This window comes from Aquibacillus rhizosphaerae (assembly GCF_030282825.1).
Classification (GTDB): Bacteria; Bacillota; Bacilli; order Bacillales; family Amphibacillaceae; genus Aquibacillus_C; species Aquibacillus_C rhizosphaerae.
The window spans coordinates 30,806-56,085 of sequence record NZ_JASTZU010000031.1; the positions used below are offsets into that span (position 1 = coordinate 30,806).

25 protein-coding genes are annotated in these 25,280 nt (G+C 34.8%); 10 read left to right on the plus strand and 15 right to left on the minus strand.

Translation table 11 applies throughout. From position 1 onward, the window contains the following. The first annotated feature begins 221 nt into the window (after window positions 1-221). Together QQS35_RS08885 and psiE are read left to right on the plus strand one after the other, a co-directional pair. Window positions 222-956: a YqcI/YcgG family protein gene (locus tag QQS35_RS08885; protein ID WP_285931637.1), complete on the plus strand. Its 735-nt coding sequence runs from the start codon at window positions 222-224 to the stop codon at window positions 954-956. A 394-nt stretch (window positions 957-1,350) separates the two neighbouring features. Further along, the gene (psiE, locus tag QQS35_RS08890; RefSeq protein ID WP_285931639.1) at window positions 1,351-1,797 is read left to right on the plus strand and encodes a phosphate-starvation-inducible protein PsiE; all 447 of its coding nucleotides are present in this window, start codon (window positions 1,351-1,353) and stop codon (window positions 1,795-1,797) included. A gap of 106 nt (window positions 1,798-1,903) precedes the next feature. Here psiE and QQS35_RS08895 read toward each other — a convergent pair whose 3' ends face one another. Further along, complete coding sequence (locus QQS35_RS08895) at window positions 1,904-3,085, minus strand: MFS transporter (protein ID WP_285931640.1); 1,182 nt, start codon at window positions 3,083-3,085, stop codon at window positions 1,904-1,906. A 240-nt stretch (window positions 3,086-3,325) separates the two neighbouring features. On the opposite strand from QQS35_RS08895, the gene QQS35_RS08900 reads away from it, so the two are divergent. Then, a complete protein-coding gene (locus tag QQS35_RS08900) occupies window positions 3,326-3,634 on the plus strand; it encodes an iron-sulfur cluster assembly accessory protein (RefSeq protein ID WP_285931641.1) in 309 nt (102 codons plus the stop codon). A gap of 34 nt (window positions 3,635-3,668) precedes the next feature. On the opposite strand, the gene QQS35_RS08905 is transcribed toward QQS35_RS08900, so the two are convergent. Continuing rightward, window positions 3,669-5,453 carry a DUF2207 domain-containing protein gene (locus QQS35_RS08905; RefSeq protein WP_285931642.1) on the minus strand — a complete coding sequence of 595 codons (1,785 nt, stop codon included), beginning with the start codon at window positions 5,451-5,453 and terminating at the stop codon, window positions 3,669-3,671. Window positions 5,454-5,618: 165 nt separating this feature from the next. Between QQS35_RS08905 and QQS35_RS08910 the strand changes: the two genes are divergently transcribed. Further along, window positions 5,619-5,870, plus strand: coding sequence for a DUF5683 domain-containing protein (locus tag QQS35_RS08910; protein WP_285931644.1), 252 nt, complete (start codon window positions 5,619-5,621; stop codon window positions 5,868-5,870). A 215-nt stretch (window positions 5,871-6,085) separates the two neighbouring features. Here QQS35_RS08910 and QQS35_RS08915 read toward each other — a convergent pair whose 3' ends face one another. Beyond that, a complete protein-coding gene (locus QQS35_RS08915; protein WP_285931645.1) occupies window positions 6,086-6,811 on the minus strand; it encodes a SurA N-terminal domain-containing protein in 726 nt (241 codons plus the stop codon). 212 nt (window positions 6,812-7,023) lie between these two features. Further along, window positions 7,024-7,350 (minus strand): hypothetical protein, encoded by a 327-nt coding sequence (locus QQS35_RS08920; RefSeq protein WP_285931646.1) that lies wholly within the window; start codon window positions 7,348-7,350, stop codon window positions 7,024-7,026. A 417-nt stretch (window positions 7,351-7,767) separates the two neighbouring features. Between QQS35_RS08920 and QQS35_RS08925 the strand changes: the two genes are divergently transcribed. Next, a complete protein-coding gene (locus tag QQS35_RS08925) occupies window positions 7,768-7,968 on the plus strand; it encodes a hypothetical protein (RefSeq protein WP_285931647.1) in 201 nt (66 codons plus the stop codon). 171 nt (window positions 7,969-8,139) lie between these two features. Here QQS35_RS08925 and QQS35_RS08930 read toward each other — a convergent pair whose 3' ends face one another. After that, window positions 8,140-9,861: a sensor histidine kinase gene (locus tag QQS35_RS08930; RefSeq protein WP_285931648.1), complete on the minus strand. Its 1,722-nt coding sequence runs from the start codon at window positions 9,859-9,861 to the stop codon at window positions 8,140-8,142. Next, window positions 9,848-10,564, minus strand: a complete 717-nt coding sequence (locus QQS35_RS08935) for a response regulator transcription factor (RefSeq protein ID WP_285931649.1) — start codon at window positions 10,562-10,564, stop codon at window positions 9,848-9,850. Before QQS35_RS08935 ends, QQS35_RS08930 begins: the two co-directional genes overlap by 14 nt. Before the next feature lie 146 nt (window positions 10,565-10,710). Between QQS35_RS08935 and QQS35_RS08940 the strand changes: the two genes are divergently transcribed. From QQS35_RS08940 to QQS35_RS08950, 3 genes are read left to right on the plus strand one after another with little or no spacing between them, the layout of a single operon-like run. Next, window positions 10,711-10,881 carry a hypothetical protein gene (locus QQS35_RS08940; protein WP_285931650.1) on the plus strand — a complete coding sequence of 57 codons (171 nt, stop codon included), beginning with the start codon at window positions 10,711-10,713 and terminating at the stop codon, window positions 10,879-10,881. Between the two features lie 42 nt (window positions 10,882-10,923). Then, on the plus strand, window positions 10,924-11,613 hold the full coding sequence (locus QQS35_RS08945) for an ABC transporter permease (RefSeq protein WP_285931651.1): 690 nt from the start codon (window positions 10,924-10,926) through the stop codon (window positions 11,611-11,613). Then, complete coding sequence (locus tag QQS35_RS08950; protein WP_285931652.1) at window positions 11,613-12,518, plus strand: ABC transporter ATP-binding protein; 906 nt, start codon at window positions 11,613-11,615, stop codon at window positions 12,516-12,518. Before QQS35_RS08945 ends, QQS35_RS08950 begins: the two co-directional genes overlap by 1 nt. A 199-nt stretch (window positions 12,519-12,717) precedes the next feature. Here the strand turns inward: QQS35_RS08950 and QQS35_RS08955 are convergent, their stop codons facing one another. The 9 genes from QQS35_RS08955 to QQS35_RS08995 form a co-directional block, all read right to left on the minus strand. Further along, on the minus strand, window positions 12,718-14,574 hold the full coding sequence (locus tag QQS35_RS08955; RefSeq protein ID WP_285931653.1) for a sensor domain-containing diguanylate cyclase: 1,857 nt from the start codon (window positions 14,572-14,574) through the stop codon (window positions 12,718-12,720). A gap of 212 nt (window positions 14,575-14,786) precedes the next feature. Continuing rightward, window positions 14,787-15,152, minus strand: coding sequence for a DoxX family protein (locus QQS35_RS08960; RefSeq protein ID WP_285931654.1), 366 nt, complete (start codon window positions 15,150-15,152; stop codon window positions 14,787-14,789). A gap of 204 nt (window positions 15,153-15,356) precedes the next feature. Continuing rightward, entirely contained in the window at window positions 15,357-15,998 is a 642-nt protein-coding gene (locus QQS35_RS08965) for a PepSY domain-containing protein (protein WP_285931655.1), read from the minus strand. Between the two features lie 104 nt (window positions 15,999-16,102). Next, window positions 16,103-17,452 (minus strand): HAMP domain-containing sensor histidine kinase, encoded by a 1,350-nt coding sequence (locus tag QQS35_RS08970; RefSeq protein WP_285931656.1) that lies wholly within the window; start codon window positions 17,450-17,452, stop codon window positions 16,103-16,105. Next, window positions 17,449-18,135: a response regulator transcription factor gene (locus tag QQS35_RS08975; protein WP_285931693.1), complete on the minus strand. Its 687-nt coding sequence runs from the start codon at window positions 18,133-18,135 to the stop codon at window positions 17,449-17,451. Before QQS35_RS08975 ends, QQS35_RS08970 begins: the two co-directional genes overlap by 4 nt. Before the next feature lie 472 nt (window positions 18,136-18,607). Further along, complete coding sequence (locus tag QQS35_RS08980) at window positions 18,608-19,693, minus strand: GerAB/ArcD/ProY family transporter (RefSeq protein ID WP_285931657.1); 1,086 nt, start codon at window positions 19,691-19,693, stop codon at window positions 18,608-18,610. Window positions 19,694-19,735: 42 nt separating this feature from the next. Next, window positions 19,736-19,984, minus strand: a complete 249-nt coding sequence (locus QQS35_RS08985) for a hypothetical protein (protein ID WP_285931658.1) — start codon at window positions 19,982-19,984, stop codon at window positions 19,736-19,738. A 3-nt stretch (window positions 19,985-19,987) separates the two neighbouring features. Beyond that, window positions 19,988-21,199, minus strand: coding sequence for a Ger(x)C family spore germination protein (locus tag QQS35_RS08990; protein WP_285931659.1), 1,212 nt, complete (start codon window positions 21,197-21,199; stop codon window positions 19,988-19,990). 22 nt (window positions 21,200-21,221) lie between these two features. After that, window positions 21,222-22,805, minus strand: a complete 1,584-nt coding sequence (locus QQS35_RS08995) for a spore germination protein (RefSeq protein ID WP_285931660.1) — start codon at window positions 22,803-22,805, stop codon at window positions 21,222-21,224. A gap of 259 nt (window positions 22,806-23,064) precedes the next feature. Between QQS35_RS08995 and QQS35_RS09000 the strand changes: the two genes are divergently transcribed. Then, complete coding sequence (locus QQS35_RS09000; RefSeq protein ID WP_285931662.1) at window positions 23,065-23,286, plus strand: heavy-metal-associated domain-containing protein; 222 nt, start codon at window positions 23,065-23,067, stop codon at window positions 23,284-23,286. A gap of 44 nt (window positions 23,287-23,330) precedes the next feature. Then, window positions 23,331-25,226 (plus strand): heavy metal translocating P-type ATPase, encoded by a 1,896-nt coding sequence (locus tag QQS35_RS09005; protein ID WP_285931664.1) that lies wholly within the window; start codon window positions 23,331-23,333, stop codon window positions 25,224-25,226. Window positions 25,227-25,280 lie beyond the last annotated feature (54 nt).

Genomic DNA, 25,280 nt, shown 5'->3' on the forward strand with positions numbered 1-25,280 from the left:
ACCACTTTAGCATTTAAAAAAGGATAGCCGTATGTTTGAATTTTTAGATAATGATTCCAATAGTACTATTTTATTTAAAATATCTGGCCTTAGGCAAATGAAAAATAGAGAGAAACTCTCTTGTAAGTTATATTTCCATCGTGTTTAATGACTGTTCCAATAGGGTATCTTTTTATAACAAATTATTTGAAACAAAATAATACATTTTTCGAGGTGGACATATGACAGTAAAAGAAAGTTACTTACTAACGAAAGAAGACATGGTTAATCCTGATATTGTCCCTGACTGGGTAATTAGAGAATATAATACATTTCATAATGTCGTAACAGACAAAACGTTTCCATGTTATTTCGGAATGGGCGCGGAAAAGAAAGGGGAGTTACGGTATTCTTATATTTCACAAGATGATTGGTCACAACTCCCACAAACATTAAAGGAGTTTAATGGGCTATTTGATGAGTCTAAACCGTTTATCCGTCACGGCTTTTTCTTATTTGTTGAGCCAGAACAAGAAGAAAAGTCACTCGAATATTATCGTGATTACTTTTGGAATATTCTACAATATCTACATGAACAGGACGATAAGCCATGGCCAGCTGACTATCCAAAAGATCCAGACCACCATCTCTGGGCATTTTCATTTGCAGAAGAACCTTACTTTGTGTTTGGTAATGCACCGGCGTATAAGCAAAGAAAAACAAGAGACCTTGGCAACAGCTTAGTATTAGGATTCCAACCAAGAAAGATTTTTGAAGGATTAGAAGGTACTTCAAAGGGAGGTAGCATGTCTCGTGAAAAGGTAAGGGAGCGCGTCGAGAAGTGGGACAACTTACCTAAGCATCCAAATATTAGTCATTACGGAGATTATGAGCATCGTGAATGGAAACAGTATTTCATTGGTGATGACGTGAAACCAATCGAAGGAAAATGTCCTTTTCATCATAAAGATAAGTAGTGAGAAAAAGCAGCAGATGCGCTGCTTTTTTTAGTGTGAGACTTGGACAAACTGTAAGTGGACAGGTGTTTGGGATTGATAGCACAAGAAATCAATTATATTTATTTCTGGGGTTTCCACTACACATGATAGGGAAACCTGACAATTGTTTAATGCAGCTTTTGTAGAGGAACTTCTGTGGGAAGTTGACTAGTCAATGAGAATTTTTTCGGAAATTATTAGGAAAATGTATGATGAGTGTTGTTCAATGTATGAGCAACCAATACTAGTTATTGGTGAAACAAATGTTTCGGGGATACATATATATCACAAATTATAGAAACATATAAATAGCTGGGAGTGGGCTTCATGATTATCCATGTATCGGAAATAGGTGAAGGGGAGATTAACAGTGATGAGTAACTTCAAATATTTAATGAATATGGCTCCAAAGGTGTTTCAAACTATTTTAAATGTTTCTCTTATTTACTTAGCGGGCATTATCTCATTTTTATTAATACAGGAATTGGTTATTTTTTCTATGATACTGTTTTCGGAAAGTGCAAATGATTATAAGGAATTCCTTGCTAGAATTCTTATTTTGTTTTTATATTTTGAATTTATAGCCATGATTGTAAAATACTTTAAAGAGGATTATCACTTTCCACTGAGGTACTTTATGTATATTGGAATTACTGCAATGGTTAGGTTAATTATAGTTGACTATGATAATCCACTAGATACACTATTGTATTCACTTGTGATTTTAGTGCTCATCATTGGTTATTTTATTATGAATATCACACCTCTTGAAAGACCTGAAATTAAAGGTTTAGTAAAAGAAAAGAAAGAAGAAAATTAATTGTGAAAAGGTTAGTTAGGATATAGCACCTATTGCATCTACGAACATAATTAACTACATTATCCTAAAATGACTTAGGTTAGGAAGCAAGAACCGTCCCCTTGCTTCATTCATACCGTTTAAACTTAGTCATTGAAATAATCCCGAGTATGGGACCTATGGCTAGGGCGGCAAAGGTCCATTCCCATCCAACAAAGTTTTGCAAAACTGATATGAGGTTGATGGAGAAGATAGTGATGAGAAAGCCAACACACATTTGGAAGGTTAATGCTGTTCCAAGGTATTCAACATCTGCAAAATCTGAAACGGCTGCTGAAAATTGTGCGGAATCAGATATAACAAATATCCCCCAAATAATCGATAGCGTAAAGGTTAACCAAACAGAATGACCGAACGTAAAGCCAATCAATATGGAGGAAGCCGCACTGATAGCCATAGAAACAATCGTTAATCGTGCTCTTCCAATTCTATCCGCAAGCAATCCTCCAACAATACAACCAATCGCACCCGCAATTCCAATCGAAATAAAAGAAGTTAGCCGCATGAATCCTGAAGAAAGTCCAGGAGAGTGGCTTTCGAAACTAGCTGCTAGAAAGAGAGGGAGCCATGTCCACATCGCATATAGTTCCCACATGTGTCCAAAGTATCCATAGTTTGCTAGCATAACTGGTTTATTTGATGTTACTTTTTTTAATAGTTTAAAAGAAAAGGTAGATTGATTTGCTGTACCAGGTGCATCTGTTAGTAAGCCATTTACAATGGCAGCTGCCATTAAAGCTAAAATAGAACTTGTAATGATGATTAGTTGCCAATTTACAGACGCAAAAAAAATCATAACAACATGTGGTAAGGATGACCCGATCGTTAATGCCGCAATCAAGATACCAATCGCAAGTCCACGTTTTGTTGGAAACCATTGCGATAGCATTTTTACAGCTACCGGATAGACACCAGCAAGTATTACGCCTGTTAGAATTCTTAGTATTATACCTACTAAGGCAACATCAACAAAGATGAGAAGTCCATTTAAAATTGCTCCAGTTAACGCTGACAGAGCAAATATTTTTCTAGCGTTATATCGATCTGCTAGACCGAAATAGGAACTGATTAATGCGCCAAAAACAAACCCGATAGGAACAGCTACAGATAGCCATGCTTCCGATTTTGAATTTAGGCCCCAATTGTTAGATAGTTCTGGTGCAATAACCGTCGCACTAAACCATAGGCTTAATGCGAATAATTCTGAAAGTCCAATCCATAGTAATGCTTTCCAAGCCCCTGGATTCATTGTTGTATCACCCTTATAGAAATCGGTATTGTTTGTATAACTTAAAAAATATCCATATACAGCCAGAGGTTAGAAAAGGTTTTAGTAAGTCTCTTATTATTCTAAAGCATAGTATAATTTTGTTTATAAGTGTAGTCAACTGTAACTGACACGGGGATTAATGTTGAAACAAGTGCATAATACTTTATCTTTTTAGCAAAAATGGCAATAATGGTTCTATTATGAAGTGAGGTGTTAAAAATGAAATGCAAAATAAATAGAAATGCAGCAAAGGTTCTAAAAGGTTGGCTTGAAAGTGACGGGGTAGAGGGTAAAATGGTTCGTGTCTACGTCACAGAAATGCATGGAAATCATGCTCACTATGATGTGATGTTAGATGAACCGACAGAACACGATGAAATTGTTAAGACAGACAAAGATATTGACGTGTTGTTAGATAAAAGAGAAGATTTCCTTGATGGCGTTTGGGTCCAATATTTTTATATTCCTGAAGAAGGATTTATGATTAGTAATTCTTCTAAAGGACATCCACCACATCATCACCATTAACAAAAAAGCAAGGGGACGGCAATCATCTCCTTGCTTATCTTAGATCAAACATAGCAACTGTAGAAGTGGGGTCTTGAAGTAATGGATAGTTTCCACTTGCCAATAGAGTCGGCGGGATGTTTGGACATGCTTCAACAAACTTGTTTTCTTGACGGAGGATCATCGCATATTGCATTTGTTTGTGAATTTCTTTAGGTGTGTTTCCGAGAGGATATTGTTTTTTCTTTAGTGATCTTTTTGCTAGCTTAATTGCCTGAGGTAATGGAGAGCTATCTAAATACCAGCTAGTGGTTGGAACGATCATCGACATGAAACCAGCTATTAGGATGAATAGAATAAATAGCATGGTTGCTATTGTCATTGGTTGAAAAAAAATCAATACGAGTGTAGCACTAAAAAAAGTAAACATAACTGGTTTTTCATATTTATAAAACACGGCAACACACCCGAAAATAGTAAAAACGCTCATAACAATGTATTGGATTTCACGGGTCCAAACATTATTGAATACAAAGTAAATTAACATTCCAAGTGTCGCGAATATGAGAAAGAAAGATAATAAATAGTAGGGAATATAAGGTTTTCTAACCTTTTTAAATGAAGATTTTTCATAGACAAGTTGACGCCATTTAAGGAAATTCTGTTTGAATATATGGTTGGCTTTCCATTTTTCTGAGCGGCTTTGAAATTGTCCTTCACAATGTACAATCGATTCGAGCAAAAAGTAAAAACCTTGTTCATCCTTCTCTTTAAATAACCATTCTTTTATAAATTGATCGCTCTTTTCTAGCTTTGCTGGTGGTCTTTTCCATGTGAAGCGGAACGTTTCCCCTGCATTAATCCTTGACGGCACTTCCTTGATTGAAATTAAACCGCGATGCTGTAAAGAAAAGAGACTTGTGATGATGTCTTCTTCATACAACTTCGCATCATTGCCAACAAAGCTTACAAGTAAAGGATCTGTCTTTTCCATAAATGAGAGTAGAGCTTTTTTATCCACTGCTCGCTTGCTTCGGTTAGGGTGAAAATAAATCAACCCAGCTCCAAGCCCTATTGTCATTAAGATAGCCATGACTAAAAAAGGAACTTTACTATTGTAGTTATCGTCTAGGTTGTTATAACGCCACTGTAGGGAGCTTTCTGAAACAATCAGTTTTTCTTTTGCTTTTTTCTCTTTATCAACTGGCCGATTAGTTAATTCTTCTGCTGGAAAAAGTAGTCTGAAGTTATGAGACTCTGTTGTGGAAGCAACATTATAGTGATAATGGATGGCGCCATCAACTTTTTGAATACTTGGTTGTTTTTTGGAATGGAAAAAGAAAAAGGTTGCCTCTGATATTTCATTAGAAGGTGTATAAAGCTTCATTGTAAGATTGTGTAAATCCTTTGGGTTACTATTTTCAAAAAAAGAATAGTTTAAATCTGCGACGTCATTATACTTAGTAATCGCACCATCAATTTCATAACTGTAGACGACTTTCTTTGGTTCATTTTCAGCAGAAAGGTTAATGTAATATTGATTGTGTGCCTTTGTTACATTTAATGGTTTTAATTTATCAGAGCCTAATACTATATTATCTAACTCGCTCGCATCATAGGCTGTGAAGTTTTTTATTTTTGAATTCCTTGAATGTGTGATTCTTTGATGAACACCATTAAAAGTGTAGTTGTAAATTTCTTGAACTTTAATTATTCCTTCTGCGTCAATTCTAGCCTCGATATCAACATGATCCATAGTGAAAGAGCCTTCTTTATTTGAACAGCTAACCAAAACAAAAACAGTTAGAAGCAAAAATAAAACTCCAACTATTTTATTCAATTTTTATCACCCTTTTCGGTCCCTTATGAATGGATTGAGGACTTGTACTAATCCTTTTCTTTTATAATTATGATTAAAGAAGGGTTATCATGTGTTATTTCTTTCATCTTTACAGTAATATCCAAACGTAATCGTACGTAAGATTACTAGTAAGCGAAAGGGTGGATGAATGATATGAAAAATGCAGGGTTAGCTGCGGTATTATCTTTTCTAATATGTGGGCTTGGTCAAATTTATAATGGTCAGATTGGTAAAGGGATTGGATTTATCGTAGTCTACGCGATTTCTTGGGCGTTAATGGTAGTCCTAATTGGGTTTATCACAACGCCAATTCTATGGATTTGGGGGATGATTGATGCGTATAAAGTAGCTGAAAAGATTAATCAACAACAACGTGTGACTTCTACATCTGTTTGATTCAGAGCTTGTTAAAAAGCTTTAGTTGTTTAAGTTAATGGATGCTATTTAAATGTCATAGCAATGGAAGGTAATATCTGCGAAGATGTTAACCGTTATTTAAGTTATTTTTTGGTTAGCACTACTATAGGATTTCAGGTGCATTAATTTTCATTATCAATATAAAAAAGGAGTGGATGTCCTGTGACATTCACTCCTTTTAAACAATCTTTAAATTAAATTAGTTTTTCAATTTCACTTTCTTCTTTTAAAATTTCAATAACAGAAGCAAGTTTACTTTGTTGTTTTTGATTTGCTATTTGGTTTCTAATTTGTTGTTCCACTTCTTCTAACGCTGGAGCTTCTCCTTCACCTTGTTGACTTACTAGTTGGTCATAGTAGGATTTAACTTCTTCATCTGTTACTTCTACTTCTGGAACTTCCTGTTCAATATATTGATTTAATTTAATTTCATATGCTAATTGATTTCTTAGTGATTCTTCTGTCATTTCTAGCTCTGTAAGCTGTGTCTGGAATTGATCTTCACTTTTAAACTGAGACTTGATTTGCTCAAACCTTTCATCAACCTGTGAATTAGGTGCTTCAATTCCAAGTTCTTCCGTTTCTTGACGTAGTAACTCTTGTTCTATTAAACTACTTAATGTTTGTTCCTGTACTAAGTCGGCATTCGTTCCGTCCTGTCCACTTTGATTAAACATCATTAACGTTTGATTATACATAGTATTATATTTACTTCCCATAATCTCTTCACCATTAACTGTAGCGACAACTTCATCTTCTGCTACCCTTTCTAACTCTGTGTTATCAGAAGAGCTACTTTCTTCAGCTGTTTGTTGTGTATCATTTTCTGAGTTTTGTGCATTATCTTCATCATCACTACAAGCAGCTAGAAGCAGGCTTAAAGAAATAATCACTATAATAAATAAGAATTTTTTCTTCATAAAATATCCCCTCTTTCTTTATTATTTATATCTAAAAAAATTTTTCCTCATTTAGTAAATGTATAAACATGAGAATCATACGAATGTCAAAAAAGCGTCTACCTATTTTTTAGTAGACGCTTTATAAAAAAATATTCAGATGGTGCTTCGCTTGAATTAGAATTATACAGTGTCCTGTTTTTATAACTTTCAAAAGTTTCGCATTGACTTTCTTAATGATTGAATATTTTTTTGAATATAGGTTCTACAACTGTATAATCACCCTCAGCAACTGGTGTTATCTCAACTAGACTTTGATTTTCAACAATTGCTTCGACCAATAAATAAAGTTCTTCTGTTTTGTCACTCCGCTCTAAAGCAAGAAATTGACGATCGTCATGAACTAAGTTACAAACTACCACGTACTTACCTTGTGAAAAGGGATTATCTGGTTCTCCGATTGTAATAGTTACTGGCTCATCAAAAATCGGTTTGTCTAATCCATTTCTTTCCCGTTTATAGTTGCTGAGACTAATCACATTACAACGCTCTGACATCATATAAACGACCTCCGCCTTTTTTTGGATAAGTGATGGTATAACTTTAAATGGCTACTTAGAAGGTATGAAACAGTAGATCTAAATATTACCAATTCGGAAAGGAGAACGTTTTTGTCTTTTTCTATTATTGATTTAATCAATTTCATAATACTAATTTTATCGTCACCTACAACAAGATATAGTTTGATAAAATCACTTCTAAACTATATCTTGCCGCAGATGATTGAATAAGGTAATTATGAAATTAATTCAATTAGCATTGGTTATTAGATTAACTTATCGTACTATTGATGGATATAAATAAGCTACTTTTGTAGGAATATTAGTTAAAAAATAACAAATTCTTCTATTTATCCTTTGAATTTTGGTATAGTTGTTATTAAAGATATTGTAGCAATAGCGAATGGAGTTGAGATAATGAAATCAAATGAATTAGCTCTTAAGAGATGGCAAACGATGCCAAGTCATATTAGGAAGAAACTTGAAGACAATGTCTATTGTTCAACGTGTGGAGTAACAACAATTGTAGATTATTATGTAGATTTTGCAGACTATGCCATCGTTTTAAAAGGCAATTGTAAAAGTTGCAATCATAGAGTTGCAAGAGTTATTGATTAGTAATCGGCTAAATAGTCTAAAAAACTAAAACAAGAAGTAGTCCTTCTGTTTTAGTTTTTTAATTGGAATAGTATTTATTGGTTACTGGCGCTTAGGTTATTATGAACATAAACTTAATAAAACTAGTATTAAAAAATTACAATTCTATGACTTGGCGCTTCATGTCTGAACCTAAGTTGGAAGTAAAATACGAATTGTCGTACCTTGATCCGGTTTGCTTTCCACATTAATAGAGCCACCATGTAACCGTATTAATTGTTTTGTTATTGCCATACCAAGCCCAGTTCCCATAGTAGAATCATTTGTATTTGTACCGCGATAATAACGCTGAAATAAATTTTTAAGTGTTTCTTTATCCATTCCTATCCCGTTATCTTCAATTACAATAACAATCAAGTGCTTTTCTATAAGTGAAACTGATATCGTAACTGTAGTTCCAGCTGGATTATGCTTGAGAGCATTAGCGATTAAGTTATCTATGATTCTTTGAAACCATTTAGGGTCTATAGATGCTAGAATAGTTTCAAAATATGGATTGAAATTAATCTCAAAATTATTATTGGCTGGGTCATTGATAAAGTTTATAATTGTACGGCGTAAGCAATCGTTGATGTCTACTTTTTCTCTTATAATTGGTAGAGCTTGATTTTTTAATCGATAGGTTAGTGTTAAGTCGTCTAAGAGTTGTTTCATATAAATTGATTTATCTGCAATGATTTTGGCGAAATCTCTTGTTTCTGCTTGATTCCAAGTGTATTTTTCAGATTCAAGCATTTGTGCATAGCCTGATATGGAAGCGAGTGGTGTCTTTAAGTCATGAGAAATACCGCTTATCCATTCTTCTCTAGTCTGGGTTATCTTACTACGTTGTAGCTCATTTTCTTTTAAAGTATCTGTTAAGTGAGAAAGTGTAGTGACAAAATCTTTATATAAACGGTAGTTCCTTTTTAACTTACCTTTTTTATTCAACATAATAGGACGCTGAACATTATCATGTGGTTGTTCATACACACCATTTCCAAGGTTTTGAACCCATCTCATCATAGTGATTAAAGGTACTCCGAACTTACGTGCATACCAAAAGGTACCAATAAGTAATAGAAGAAATAAGAATAAAAAAATAATTAGAACACTATTATTCATAGTGTTGAACAGGTCTTCTTCTAAAGTGTAATTATAATTAGGACTATAAGTACCTACAATCATCGTTTGTTCGGTACCATAATCAGTATGAACAGCAACAGAACTTTCAGTGTTTATTGTAAAAGATAGAATATCCTGAATGGAGTATTGATTTGGTTCTTTACCGGCACGGTATTCATCCAATACCTCTCCTGTTGAATTAATCAGTTGAATCCAACCATTTTCTTTTTTAATTTCTTGAAGCATAGCGGTGGAAAGATCAAGAGAATGATTTTTCCAGTCTACCTCGGATTTAACTTCATTAAGTATCCTTGTCTTTTTATTATCTCTAGCGAATATTACTAAAGGGGATTTTGAATCCAGTTCATCTAATTGCCAATATGTATATTCTGTATTTTGATTTTTATTTAGTAATGTACTGAGTTCGCTTTTATTAAACTGTTCAGGGATTTCTTCCGGTGTATTATGGGATCCGATGACTTCCCCATCTTGTGTTAAAACAAGTAGCCAGCCATTCTGGTTGTTAATCAATGCTATGAATTCGTCATCAAACGAAGCCTTTCTATCTGCTACTGTAATCCTACTAGAAAGGTAGGCACTACTCGCTTCAGAAATATCTTTAGAAATCTCATTTCTGTGTTCTGAAAATCCCAAAAATGCAAAAACACATAAAAGTAGAAGAGAGCAAAGGGTGAAAATAAGAATAAGCTGAATGAAGAATTGTACAATAAAACGTTTATGTATGTTCATGATTTTCACCATTTGAAACCAATTTATAGCCAAGACCTCTTACGGTAATAATGTGAAGTGGATTACTAGGGTTAGTCTCAACTTTTTCTCGAAGCTTCCGAATATGTACCATAACCGTATTATCCTCACCAAGAAATTCTTCCCCCCAAACATTTTCATAAAGTTGACTTTTACTGAAAACCTGATTTGGATGTTTACAAAAGAATAGTAAGAGCTGAAAAACTTGAGCTGGTAATTCGACCTTTTCACCTTTTACAATGACCTCGGCGGAAGTGGTATCTAAATGGATTTGTCCGTATTGGTAAATAGTATGAGACTGAATAGTTCCCAGTCCTTTTTGGCGACGTAAATGTGCATGTATCCGAGCGACTACCTCCAGTGGATTGAAAGGCTTGGTAATATAATCATCGGCGCCTAGGGCAAAACCAGAAAGTTTATCAAAATCTGTTGATTTAGCTGTAAGGAAAAAAATCGTTGCATTGGTGTTTTCCCTTATTAATGGGCAGATTTCAAAACCGTTACGGTCTGGAAGCATAACATCTAATAAAATCAAATCATAGCGCCTCGTTCTACACAATGAAAGAGCCTCTTCAGCAGTCGATGCTGTATCAATATATTGGAAGTCTTCTTTTACTAAAATTGTTGTAAGCATATGTAAAATTGCAGTTTCATCATCTACTATCAATAACCGTGCCGCTTGCATTGGGACACTCCTATCATTTTTTATTATAATTATATTAACACTTTTTTGACCAAATAATAGGATTTAAGGAAAAATTAAGGTAAGCTTTCAATCAAATTAAGAACGATAATCTATAATAATAGTTAATCGATAAAAGAGGTGAAAGAATGAAAAAGATGTTTAAATCGGTCGCCACTATTATAGCGTTTTTGATGATTGGAAGACATGCCGCTGAGTTTGTAAATACCTATTATTGGTGGTTTGCTGCGCTGTTTCTTGTAAGTCTTACAGGGCAGTTATTCACAAACATAATAGAAAATAAATCAAGTCAGTCCTAATTAAAAACATCTATTATTTGAACAAGAATGGGGAGAAATTATATGTATGTACTAGGTAAAAATGAATTTTATGGCTTATTCAAAGGTGTAAAGTCAATTATAATAATTGCGATTTTATTAGTAACCTCATATTATTCAGCAAAATTTTCAGAATTACTAATGTCAGGAATAGAACTTACAGCAAGAGAAGCAAAAAGTATTCATACTGCAGGTCTCTTAGCGCTAATAATATTTTTTGGCCAGTTATTTGTTATGAGTATTTCACACGATACTATAAACAGGGAAACACATGAACGAACAATTCGTTTTTTGGTAACAAGAACGTCAAGATCAGCTATTTTGATGGGTAAGTTTTTCGGAAGTTTGCTCTTCTGGTTTGTATGTTTAGCTGTTTCTTTCTTACTGATTAGTATCTATTCTCACAAATTAGATTTGTTTATATTTTCTCAGACTATGAGCTTATTAACCTACCAACTAGCACTAACAATCCTACTTTCTGTTCTTATTCCCAGACCAGGAGTTACAATGTTTCTTGGTGTTATTATTGGAATAATATTTCCTATTATAGGATTCTGGATCACCTTCACCTCGAATATATGGCTAACTTGGATGAAGTTTATGACGCCATTTTATTATTTGGAACGAGATGACTATACTTTTTTTGTGATTATTTTACTGGCGGGCATGATGCTCTTTATTGCTAATTTGATTTTTAGAAGGAGGGAATGTTAATGCTTGCTATCGAAACTAAACAGCTAAAGAAGTCATATGGATCGTCTCTAATTGTTAAAGGAATTGATTTAATTGTGGAGCAAGGAGAAATTTTTGGTTTTCTCGGCCGGAATGGAGCAGGTAAATCAACGTTTATTAATATGCTAACTGATATTAGTAAGCCAAGTTTTGGCACATACGCACTGTTAGGTGAAGAAGGACCAAATGATCAAGTGAAGAAGCGGATAGGGGTAATGCCGGACTATTCCACTTTTTATAGTTCTTTGACTGCAATCAAGCATTTGAAATTCCTATCATCTTTATCTGGAAAGCACGTAACAAGTGACAGGTGTAAAGAAGTTCTAAAGTTTGTAGGTCTGGAATCTGATATGAACAAAAAAACTTCTAAATATTCATTTGGAATGAAAAAAAAGCTTGGTATTGCACAAGCCATTATTCATGATCCAGAGCTCATTTTTCTTGATGAACCAACTTCAGGTCTCGATGCTGAATCCGTTATACATATTCATCAATTAATTCATAATCTAAATAAAAGAGGGAAGACAATTTTCATGACTTCACATAATTTAGATGAAGTACAAAAGCTGTGTTCGAGAATTGCAATTATGAAAGAGGGACAGATTGTTAAAATTGGATCGATGGATGAATTAAGGTCCTTTTATCAGTCGACGATTACAGTGAAATTAAAACATTCTCCAATTCCAGAGTCTGAAGAGATGCATTTGCTACAGTATTTGAAGGCAGCGGGTTCCAATTTAGAAATAAGCAACTCTTACATTATGATTGATGTAGAGAATGAAAACAAAATTTCCCAGATTATTCGTGCCTTTACTAGGTGTAAGGTGGATGTATTTCGTGTTGAAGTAGAAGAAGCATCGCTAGAGGAAATTTTTTTGGAAGAATAAAAATAGTAATTCTTATAACTGTTATAAATTTATAAAGAGGTGCTGTAAGTATTACACTTGCAGCACCTTATATCTTTTGTAGCAGCTACTAAAAAATGGGGTGGAAAGTAATAAAACGATTAATATATTTATAGTACTTACACAAACCATCTAACTTTGAATGAAAGTAAATTGCTCTTATCTTAACATGTATTCATCATTACGAAGAGATTTGGTTTCTTCCATCTAATTTCGCTTGATATAAAGCATGATCTGCTTGTCTTAAAATAGCATCCATCGTAGTGGTTTCACTTGGAACAATAGAAAATAGCCCAATACTCACTGTTACATACTTAGAAACAGATGAATTTTCGTGTGGTATTTTCAATTGTTCAATTCGTTGGTGAAGCTCCTGAGTGAAGTTTAATAAATCAACTTTGTCCGAATTTGGTATAACACAAACAAATTCTTCACCACCATACCTGGCTGCGATTCCTTCTGGTAACTCTGCCACTTTTTTGTTAATCGATTGTGCAACTAGTTTTAAACATTCGTCACCTTGTTGATGTCCGTACAGATCGTTGTACTTTTTAAAGTAATCAATGTCTATAAATATAATAGATAATAGAATCATTTCTTTCCAACAAATCTCAAATTGTTTTTTATAGTATTCGTCGAATTGTCTTCGATTGGGTATATTGGTGAGTCCATCAACTAGTGCCATTTTTTTAAGTTGGTCATTAAGTGTTTCTAGTTTCAAGTGAGAATGCATAATTTGTCGAGTTCGTTGTTCCACCTTGGTTTCAAGTTCACTATTTAGTTTCGATAAATCTTTGGTCAAATCCTCGGAAAGATCTAGCGAAGAGGAGAGTCTTTTCGATAATAATAAAGAAAAACAAAGAACAAAAATAGCTATTCCGATAGGATAAAAGTTCAATTCAGGATATTTTAGAATGAAACCGAATAAATCAAAGAGAATGGAAGCCATCAATATCACTATTCCGGTAAGGACGTAAAAGCCCTCTTCACGCTCTCTTCTCAGCGCCTTAATGATAACAAATAGTACATAAGATACACCTATTATCATGAAAATTTGAAAATATATTAAAAAAGAGTAGTACGTTTTTGCTTCGGTAACAATGGTGATTATATCGTAAAAGATAGCCACATAGATACTTAATAACGTAAACCATTTGTAACTATCTTTAGGATATAAGCTATATAATACTATGGCCACTAAAGGTACATGACTGTATAGGCTAATGTATTCTAATTTCATGGCTAGCTCCCAATTAATGTTGGGGAAGATTTTTGTTAAAAAGACATCACCAACCATTAAATAACGAAAAGCTGCGACTAAACAAAATGCTCCAAAATAGAAGAAGTAAGATTCAGTTTTTCTAAAAAAACCTAGTCCAATGTGATAAATTCCAGATAAAATTAGAACACCAAGTAAGATAGATTGGCTGATGATTTTTCTGGAATGACTATTATGAATTTTCTCATAATCTCCTATAGTTATTGGCTCCCACATACCCCCAGCATAATTGTGAAAGTTGGATATCTGCAATGTCATTGTAAATTCACTATCATCTGGTGAAAAATAAACAACTTTAGGATACTTTTGGGCGATACTTGTTTCCTTATTTGTTCCAACTTGGCCGGTTTTAGCTACCAATTGGTTATCAATCCATAAATTATAATTAGAATACATAATAGGAAGTTTTAGTCCTAGTACACTATCTGTATGTGGTAAAGAAACTCTTAATCTAAAAGTAGCAAACCCTTCTTTGGGAAGGGGGTTACCGTTTACATTGTAAGTGTGCCAATTACTAGGCAAATATATGGTTCCGGTTTGTTTAGTTGTTGTATTTGTTTGGAAATCAATAGGATTAAGTAGTTGATTCCAATAAAAGTCCCATTGTCCATTTAGTTCAATTAATGTTTTTTCTTCATTCCATTCAGTAAGATCTAACTTACCGTTATCCGCGAGATAGTTGTCCTCATCAGATTGACTGGAGCATCCTTGTAGAATGATAATCAAAAATATAGACCAGCATATAAATTTTAACTTCATATCGATTCCTCTTCCTATTGGTAAGATTGACCAATCTTTAAATCTAGGGACATATGGTTATGTAATAGTTACCTAGAAGGAAGAAGAATAAAAGTTGAATGAGTGCTAGAATATTCACTTCCCGAAAATAATATTGAACGTTAGAAACATTTTCCGTCGATAGGATAATAATACCACAAAAAAGAAGCAAGGAACCGTCCCCTGCTTCCAATTTACCTAGTTTGATATTTGCTCACAGACAGAACCCACCATATTAATCCAAATTGCATAGGTAACCTAATCCATAGGGCAAGTGATGGCAAATTATAATCTTCGGGGGTAAGTGCCATATAAATATTGACTGGAAAAATGAGAACTAAAAAAATCGCGGTATAGATACCTGCTTTTCTTCTTGTTGGCAAATAAAGCAGGCATAGGGCTAATAAGATTTCAATTATCCCAGAAAGATAGACAATTGCTAATGGAAAGGGTGTCCATTCTGGCAGGGCGTTTATGAAAAAATGATCTAAAAGAAAGTGACCTAGTCCAGCCGAAATAAACAATCCAGCAAATAAGTATAGGCCAATACGCTTGTACATTACACATGCTCCTAATTAAGTGAATTAATCTTCTGAATCTATAATTCCATCTTAAAGCGCCTAATTTTAGCTTGCAAGTTTTGTTGCTTGTCGATAGATTACCCTATACTGGCATAGGAGCGATAACAATGGAAGGATGTAATGGTATCACACTAAAAAAAGTAAAGAAGGAAGCAAGGAGGATATTCCCCTGCTTCCTTCTTTTTAGTCATCTAGGTCATCGAGTGAGATGGTCATTATCTCCCCAGTGTAAGCATCAATTTCGATATCGACTTCATTTTTATCGGTTATCATTTCAATTTCATAGTACAGATAACCGTCATCTTCGTCTAATTCGAATTCGATAATCTTCCCGTCGATTTCTGCTAGTGCAATTTCTTTTGCTTTATCGGCTTTAATTGGTGTGTTTTTATCTGTAGTTGATTTTGTTTCAACTTCTTCTTTATCATTGGCGCTATCGTCAGCGTTATCTTTTAAGTCATCACTACTATCATCTGGAGTAACATCATCTTGTTGGTCATCTGTTTTTGCATCGTCGCCTTGGTCATTCTTAACAATCGTTCTTTCTTTTTCATCTAAATGCAGAATCTCACCAGTATTCGCATCCAACTGTATTTCGTAACTACGATCGGACCCTTCAATTTCAATCTCGTAAGTTGGTTTATTGCCATCATCGTTTAATTCAATTTCCGTCACTTCTCCGGGAAATTGGATTTGTGCTTTCGTTTGTGCTTCTTCCTTTGAAAGGTTAGCAGATACAGGTGAAGCTGACAGTTGATAAATAGCTAATCCAGCCCCGATTAGGACTATCGCACATACAATGGCTAGAAATGTTTTATTTTTCATTTCTTTTTCCTCCTTTTATTTGTTACTTATAGCATAAGCAACTTATATGAGGGGACGATGGGAGAAAGATTAGAATTTGATGAGAATTATATTAAATTTTCCCATTAACGAGGTAAATGAACAGTGAAAACAGATCCTTCCCCTTGTTTACTAGTCACTTTTATAGTACCCCCGTGTTTATGAATAATATCAAGTGCAATCGATAAACCAAGACCACTTCCTCCTGTATGTCTGCTACGTGCTTTGTCAACGCGGTAGAAACGGTCAAATATTCGCTTGGATTCAGCTTCACTTAAACCTTCCCCAAAATCTTCGATGGCGATTTGTAGTTCTTGGTCGTTATAATTAACCGTGACATGAACGTCTTGTTCACTATATTTACAAGCGTTATCGGTTAAGATGTAAATCGATTGGCTTATTTTTTCTTTATCAATACTAATGTGTAATGGCGCGTTATCAGTCATCATAATAATTTTTCTGTTATGCGCTACAGATAGTGCTCGGACCACTTCCTGTATCAATGAAATAATGTTGGTATTTTCAAATGTAAGATTCTCACTCTGTTGATTTTTTGCAAGTACAAGCATTTGTTCCGTTAAATGTTTCATTCTTTCTGATTCAGAGCGGATGGCTAGAACAGCTTCTTCAAACACTTCAGGCTTTTCTTTTCCCCAGCGTCCTAGCAATTGTGTGTAACTACTGATGACAGCAATTGGTGTTTTTAATTCATGAGAAGCATCGGAAACGAATTGTTCCTGACGTTCAAAGCTTTCGGTCAATCTACCAATCATTTGATTATAGGTCGTTCCCATTTGATATAGTTCATCCTTGGAACGGTTATTTATCGTGATCTTTTTCCATTCTCCCTGTCTAGGGTTATTCGTCATGGCTTCGGTAAGTTGGTGAATTGGTTTTAACACTAAATTACTTAACCATCGACTAGCGATAATGGCGGGAATAATCATAATTAAGGAAGCGAGTAATAAGACAATTAAAAGCGTGTCCATTGTTCTATGGAGAGAGACTAAATGTTCTGTTACTTGAAGTGTCATTACATCCCCGTTTCCCCAAATAAATGGTATGGAAATGACCGCATGCCGTGTGCCATCTTCCGCTTTAATTAGTTCTGTTGATTCTGCACGAACAAAGGAAAATGGTAAGTTGTAAAAGTCGGCTTGTTTGGAAACGGATTGGACTACATCCCCTTGTTCATTGATGATGCGAACCATCCCGTTAGCAGGAATGTAGGCTTTTAACAATTGATGCTGATCCGCTTGCTCTTCTTGGTTATTAGCGAAAGCCTCCATCATACTGTTCGCTTGTGTTTGGACACGGTCAATTTCTGCATCTATGGATGTTTTGTAAAATAAAAAATAGATAGCTGTGTTTATTAATATGATAACAATTACCATGATAAGCGTTAGAAATAGTTGCATTTTTGTTCGAATTTTCATAGTTTCTTATCCTTCAATGAATAACCAACTCCACGAACGGTATGAATATAGGATGTGGCAAAGGGGGTGTCAATTTTTTGCCGCAAATAACGAATATATACATCAACAACGTTTGTGTCTCCAACATAATCATAACCCCAGACATGTTCGATTAATTGATCACGCTGTAATACTTGGTTTTCATTTTTCATTAAGTAGATGAGTAAGTCGAATTCTCTTGGAGTTAGTTCTACTGATTGTCCTTCTCTCGTCACTTCACGTGTTTGTATATTTGCAGAAAGATCCCCAACCGATAACTGTTCTGAGGGTTGGACAGACATATTCCGTAAATGCACCCGAATCCGTGCTAAAACTTCTTCAATTTGAAACGGTTTTGTTATATAATCGTTTGCGCCTAAATCCAACCCAGAAACTTTGTCGTGAACTTCATCACGGGCTGTTAACAAAATGATGGGTGTCGTCTTATCTTTATTTCGCACTCTTCTGAGCACTTCTAAACCACTTAACTGTGGTAACAAAATATCTAATAAGATAAGGTCCCAAGATTGAGCTTTAATGTTAACTAAGGCATCATTCCCATTATTAGCAATCATCGTTTGATAACCTTCATAACCTAATTCCAACTGAAGCACCCTTGCGAGCTTTTGCTCATCTTCCACAATGAGTATGTTGGGCAATGTAATCAGCTCCTCTGCTTCCTTCTTTTCTTTAAGTGTATAATAAAAAAGAAGAAAAACGATAACCCAAAAGTAGTATTTAAGTTAGAAGTTCTAACTTGTTCATCTTCTATTAAGGCACTGTTAAAGTTAGTTTAATGTATTAGCTATATATCTAAGCGAGGAGAAAGAGTTATGAAAAAGTATAAAACTTTAAAGTTTCCAAGAAGTTTGTTAATGAAGAAGGTATATAAAACTAAATCAAACTCCCGATGTCAATGATGATTATGGGTTAATCAGCTACGGTTCCATTGCTGATGAATTAAATAGATTTTAGTGCCATAATCCTATTAAACAACCGTTCCCTTGAAGAAGACAATTGTTAAATAGAGAATCCCTATAACTGGAAGTGTTATTTTTACTGCTAATACTAACATTAAATTTTTAGAAAACAGTCCTTTCTTAAAACGTCTTTAAAAGGATAGATGAAGCAAGAGTCCTAATGTCTTTTTTTTATCAATCCAACTATAAAGAGTAAGAGAGGCAGTATTATCCCAAAAGTAATCGAAACGGAAATCCAGGTACTGTTTAAGAATTGACTTGTTGCAATCACGTTCTGTGTTACGTGAGCAGCCGATACTAACAGCAAATAAGTTAGTGGAATCGTCAATGTTTTATAACTCTTTAATTGGAGTGTTTGGCTGAGACCTATAGCTAAAACATAAAAACAACTCGTAATTTTAAAGAATATAGTGAAAAACCAAATAATAGCAACGAGAATCTCAATTCTTTCTAAAAAATCAGCAATACTGATTTTCTTACCTAGAGCATAAGTCGGATAAGCATTCCTGGTCGTTATATCAGGACCTAATACGAGTACACACATGATGGTGATCAGTGTAAGTAGTAATCCGCCAATAAATACACCAATTAAAAAGTTTTTAGGTGCTTTTCGGTTTGTAACATTGTTCATAACGGCTAATAAAATGACTATTTCCAAAAAGGGATATCCCATTAGAGGAAGTGCTCCAGCTAGTGTGCTAGAAATATCGGTTTGAAGGACGGGTTGTATATTCGTTATATCAGATTCAGGCATAACTAAACTGATTAACAATAAGATTGCTATGACAACGTAAGGGAAGAATATTTCGGCTGTTCTGGCTATTACTTCTATTCCCAATCGTATTGCTGATAGGCATGTAATAATGGAAAGTATCATAATTACTTCCAGTGGAGTCTCAATGAGCATTTCCGTTGTAATAAAGTCCCCCATTACACGCAAATTGCCAATCGCAATTTCAAACACATAAATCATAAACAAAATGGAAACTATTTTGCCAATCCATTTACCGAATAAATATTCCATCTGTTCGTATAAATTTTTATTCGGATTTTGTGTGTAGATGCGATTGTATAATAACACCATAATCATTGTGAAAAAGGTGATTAGTAATACGGAAGCCCATCCATTTTGTTTGCCATAACCTGTTGCTATTGCGGGAACAATGATAACCGCTGTTCCTAAAATATTCATAATGATGAGAATAGTAAATTGTCTACCGCTTATTTGCACTGATTGATTCAACGTAAATCCCCCGATGAGATAAAATACCTATCTGCCTATAGATCACTTAGGTTGAAAAGTTTTTAGTAGATTAGCAATGGGCTTTGTAACTGGTTGGAATACTTGATCAAGTATTTTACTTGAAGAAGGAATTGGCAACCCTATACTTAAACTAATAACTAAATAAAGAGCAACAATGCATCCTCCAATAAAGACTAGTTTGTCTTTTTTTGACTTGTGTTTTTTTACTTGTTTGTATTCCACTCGAAATAGGATAAGAGAGAGTAAGGAGACAGATATTGCCATTAGCATCCTTTATTCATCCTCATTTTTATTCTTTTTAATATCATTAACAAAGCTATCTGTTGTCGTCCCAGTTCTTATAATCTTCATATCAGTGTTTACAACAATTTCAAGATTTATAAATTCTTCTTGCCAATTTTTTCCCCATGTTTGCCAACGTTTTGGTTCGAAACGTCCTAATACTTCACCAAAACCAAATATGTCACTGTTTAACTCTTGTGCCTTTTCTATACTTCCGTTCACAATATCAACTAATTTCTTTTCTATTTTTTTTTCTATGTCTTGAATCGTCTTTTCATCATTAATATCGATTGTACAGGAGATCTCCGCAATATTTGCTTCACTTTTTACATCAATAACAATTTTTGGTTTTTTATCTTCCTGATATCCTGACAATTCAGTATTTGTCTTTGTAATTTCTAAGGAAACTGTTCCTTCTTTGTCACATTCTACCCAGCCCACTGTATTTGTGATGTTATCCGTAATGTAGTTAAAGCCTTTACTTTCACTTTCGTTTAACCAACCAACGAGTTGATCATTGTGGAACACACCTATATTATCAACGTGGAGTTGTGTAGGTGGATGAATGGTCTCTACATTTTCAAGACTAGAACCGGTGTCAGGATCACCTGTAATGTATAAGCCAGTTAATACCGGTTCTTTACTCTTACTACTTAAGGTGGCAATAAGTTCGTCTAATGTGACAACTTTTGTTGGCGCCCAGTTATTTTGTGAGGTTCTAAGACTAGAAACAATTTTGTTTGCTGGTGATTTTTCTAATGGAGTTAATACGTTCAATAGGTCTTCGGCGCGCATGTCTTTTGCTACCGAAATGGAAAAGTCAGTTCGCATTTCATGATCTCGAGAGATGAAATCCAAAGCTGGTGCAAGACCTGCTTCAGCTAACTCTTGTCCGAAAACAACCATCCGAATATGTGATAAATATAATTTTCTTGGTGTACTTTGCGTTAATCGTCTTAGTGCTTCAAAAATAGTTTTTCCATTTTCGGAGTACGTAGAAACAGGTACTCTAGAAGAAAGTTGGTCGCCGGCAATTTCACCAGGGTTCATCACTTGGGCGGTGACTCTAAACCCTTCTTCATGCTTATCAATTCCGAGTGCAGTTGTAATTGCTAGGTCGCTAAGTTCACGTGAACTCCAACATCCTCCTAAAAAAATAGACATAGAAAAAACGAATAGAATAGTTATCCATTTGTATTTCATATTCCATAACCTCTTTACTTTATTATCTAGTCGGTCTAGGTTCCTCCGTATTTGCTCGCTGTTTATCATTCTGGTTAATTAATTTTGGTCTGCGATTTTGCATCCACAAAGGCATTCGGATAAGTGCATCTTTTTGATCACTAATTGACAATGGAGCCATGGGTGACAAATAGGGTATCCCAAAAGAACGAAGGCTAGTTAAATGAAGAACCATTATAATTAATCCAAGTATGATGCCAAACAAACCAAAAGTACCTGCTAATATGATGAATATAAATCGTAACATTCTTACGGAAATCGCCATGTTATAGGTTGGTGAAACGAAACTACTTATGGCAGTAAGTGACACGACAATTACCATGGTTGATGAAACAATCCCTGCTTCCACAGCTGCTTGTCCCAAAATTAATGTTCCGACAATTGATATTGCTGAACCAACAGCTCGAGGTAAGCGAATCCCAGCCTCTCTTAATATCTCAAATGTTACTTCCATGATTAGAGCTTCAACTAGTGCTGGAAAAGGTACACCTTCCCTTTGAGCAGCTATACTTATTAACAGTTCCGTTGGGATCATTTCTTGATGAAAGGTTGTTAAGGCGATATAAGCTGATGGTGTAACTAAAGCTAAAAAGAAACAGAAAAAACGAAGAAGTCTAATTGCACTGGATATGTCACTTCGTTGATAGTAGTCTTCACTCGATTGGAAAAAATCAATAAATAATGCAGGCACTAGTAAAACGAAAGGTGTTCCGTCAACTAAGATCGCAACTTTTCCTTCTAACAAACCTGCACAAATCGAATCTGGTCTTTCCGAGTTATACATAACAGGAAATGGGGTGTACGTTTCATCTTGAATAAGTTCTTCAATGTAACCACTTTCTAATATCGCATCAATGTCTATTTTATTTAGACGTTGTTTTACCTCTTTGACAATTTCCTCGCTGACAATACCATTAATATAGGCAATGGCTACATCGGTGTTGGTTCTTTTTCCAATCTTCTGGGTTTCCATCCATAAATCCGGGTCCTTTATTCTTCGTCTGATTAAAGCGGTATTGGTCTTTAATGTTTCCGAAAAGGCATCCTTTGGTCCCCTTACAACTTGCTGAGAACTAGGTTCTTGAACCCCCCTATCCTGCCAACCTCTTGATCCAATCCCAAAGCCTTTTGAAAATCCGTCTAGCAAGACAATCGTATCCCCTGAAAGAAGCTGTTCAAATATAGCTTTATAAGTAGTAACTTCATTGACCTCAACACTGGTTAGTGAAGAGTTTTTAATGAGGGCAAATAATTCATTTTCATTTGATATAACTTGTCCCGTTTTAGCTTCTCTAATGTCAATCATCAACGTATGCATAATAAAATCATTAACAATATTTTTATCAACGAGCCCGTCGGTGTAAAGCACAGCAGCTTTAATGGAAGTATTGCTACCAATGTTTATTTCTCTGATTACAATATCATAGCTGTTTCCTACGGTTGCCTTTATGGCAGCTAAATTTTCTTTCAATGTTTTATCTAATTTTTTGTCATGTTCTGAAGAAATATTTTCTACTGCTTTTCTTTTGTTTTTGTTGCCCTTGATAAGTTTAGACAGTTTAACCATACCGAAATCCCACCTACTGTTTCTGAACGTGAAATAATTATATAAGTAATGATTAGTAGTCTTTACATAAGGTGTTTTTTTATCCAAGGAAACAGCAGAGCAATTCTTTTGCTTCAACAATTTTTTTTTGTCTTTTTTTTCGACAATTGACATTAGGTTCGATTGCTAGTATGAAAAAAAGTAAAAATTGATTTAAATCAATTTCTTAAATACAAAGAAACTTTAAGATAAAAGTACAAATAAAAAGGAGGAAAACGATATGTCAAAAGCAGTATTCCAATTAGAAGCTTTAACTTGTCCATCTTGTATTAAGAAGATAGAAACGACACTTAACAAAACAAAGGGTGTAGAATTCGCGAAGGTATTGTTTAACTCAAGCAAAGTAAAAACAGAGTTCGATGAAAGTCAAATAGAAGTGAGTGAAATAGAAGGAAAGATAAGTAAATTGGGTTACCCAGTATTGTCAGCTAAAATTTCATAGAAGAACAAAAAACTGTGCTTCATTTTAAAAGGAGGAGAAAGGACATGATTCCATTTGTTCATAAACATAAAAATCATATTACCGCAATCACAGGGATTTTAATTGTATTGGGTTTTATTAGTGGATTAATTTGGAACGGTGAAATCAAAAATGTAGCACTCGTTATAGCTACGATTATTGCAAGTACTCCTATTTCGATCAAAGCTTTCCAAGCACTTAAAATGAAAGCTTTTAGCATTGAATTACTGGTTACAATCGCTGTTATAGGGGCACTCACCATAGGAGAATACGTGGAATCAGCAGTTGTTACTTTTTTATTTTTATTTGGTGGATATTTGGAAGCCAGGACATTAGAAAAAACTCGTTCGTCATTAAAGGGTTTAGTTGATATGTCACCCCAAGAGGCAAGCGTTATGCGAGACGGAAGACAAATCAACTTAGCTATTGAAGAAGTAGTGGAAGGGGATCGCGTCGTAATTCGTTCGGGAGGAAAAGTTCCTGTCGATGGGGAAATTGTTGCAGGGAACGCATCCTTGAATGAATCAGCGATAACAGGTGAGAGTAAACCCTCAACAAAAAATGTAAAGGATAACGTGTATAGTGGAACAATAGTAGATAGTGGTTATATTGAAATTGTTGCTGAAAAAGTTGGAGATGACACAGCATTTGCAAAGATTATTGAACTTGTTGAAGAAGCACAAGAATCCAAATCCAAAACAGAAAAATTCTTGGACAAATTCGCTAATATTTATACACCAGCTGTTGTTGTGTTATCCATATTCGTTTACGTGATTACAAGAGACCTTCATTTGGCAATCACATTCCTAGTTATTGCATGCCCAGGTGCTTTAGTGATTGGTGCTCCCGTTTCAACCGTTGCCGGTATTGGCAATGGTGCTAAAAATGGTGTGCTTGTAAAAGGGGGAGAAGTGATGGATAACTTCTCTAAAGTCGATACGCTTGTATTTGATAAGACAGGTACGCTAACCAAAGGAAAACCGGAAATCACTGATATTAAGACATTTGCTAAGCAAGATTCTAATGAATTACTGAGATTGGTTGCTGAAGCAGAAAGGATCTCAGAACATCATTTAGGTAAAACAATTGTAAATGAAGCACATGCGAGAGGAATTTCACTTACGAGTGAAGCTATCGAGGGGGAGGTATGGAAAGGAAATGGAATTGTTGCAAGTATCGATGGACACAGCTTAATCGTTGGAAATCGTAAGTTGATGAATACAAAAAGTATTGCTATTTCTGCAACTGTAAATACTTATGCAGAAGCTCGCGAAAAACTAGGGAATACTGCAATTTTTACGGCGATAGACGGAGAAATTGTGGGTATCTTCTCTATTTCAGATCAAATCCGCGAAGATGCGAAAGAGGCACTTGCTGAAATGAGAGAGAATGGAATTAAACGAATTATCATGTTAACAGGTGATAATAAGTGCACAGCTGAACTAGTTGCTAATCAACTTGGAATAGATGATTTTCATGCAGAATTGCTGCCAGAAGACAAAGTAAAGTTTGTGAAAAAGTTAAAAGAAGCCGGTCACGTTGTTGCGATGGCGGGAGATGGAATTAATGATGCACCAGCAATTGCTACTGCTAATATCGGTTTAGCGATGGGCGAAGGTGGTACAGATATTTCGATGGAAACAGCAGATATAGTTCTGATGGCTGATAAATTAATGCAATTCTCGCACGCATATTCACTTTCCAAAGTAACGATACGAAACATGAAACAAAATACGTACTTTGCAGTAGGAATTGTATTGGTACTTTTAATTGGCGTTCTTATGGGATCTGTTCATCTAGCATCCGGTATGTTTATCCATGAAGCGAGTGTTTTACTTGTCATTGTTAATGCAATGAGACTAATGAAATTTAATGAAAAGAAAGTCAAAGTCCAGAAAAAGTTGCAAACTATTCATGTTTAAAACAACAGGGACTAAGTATTAAATGTTAAAATTTAAATAGCTTAGAATATTGGA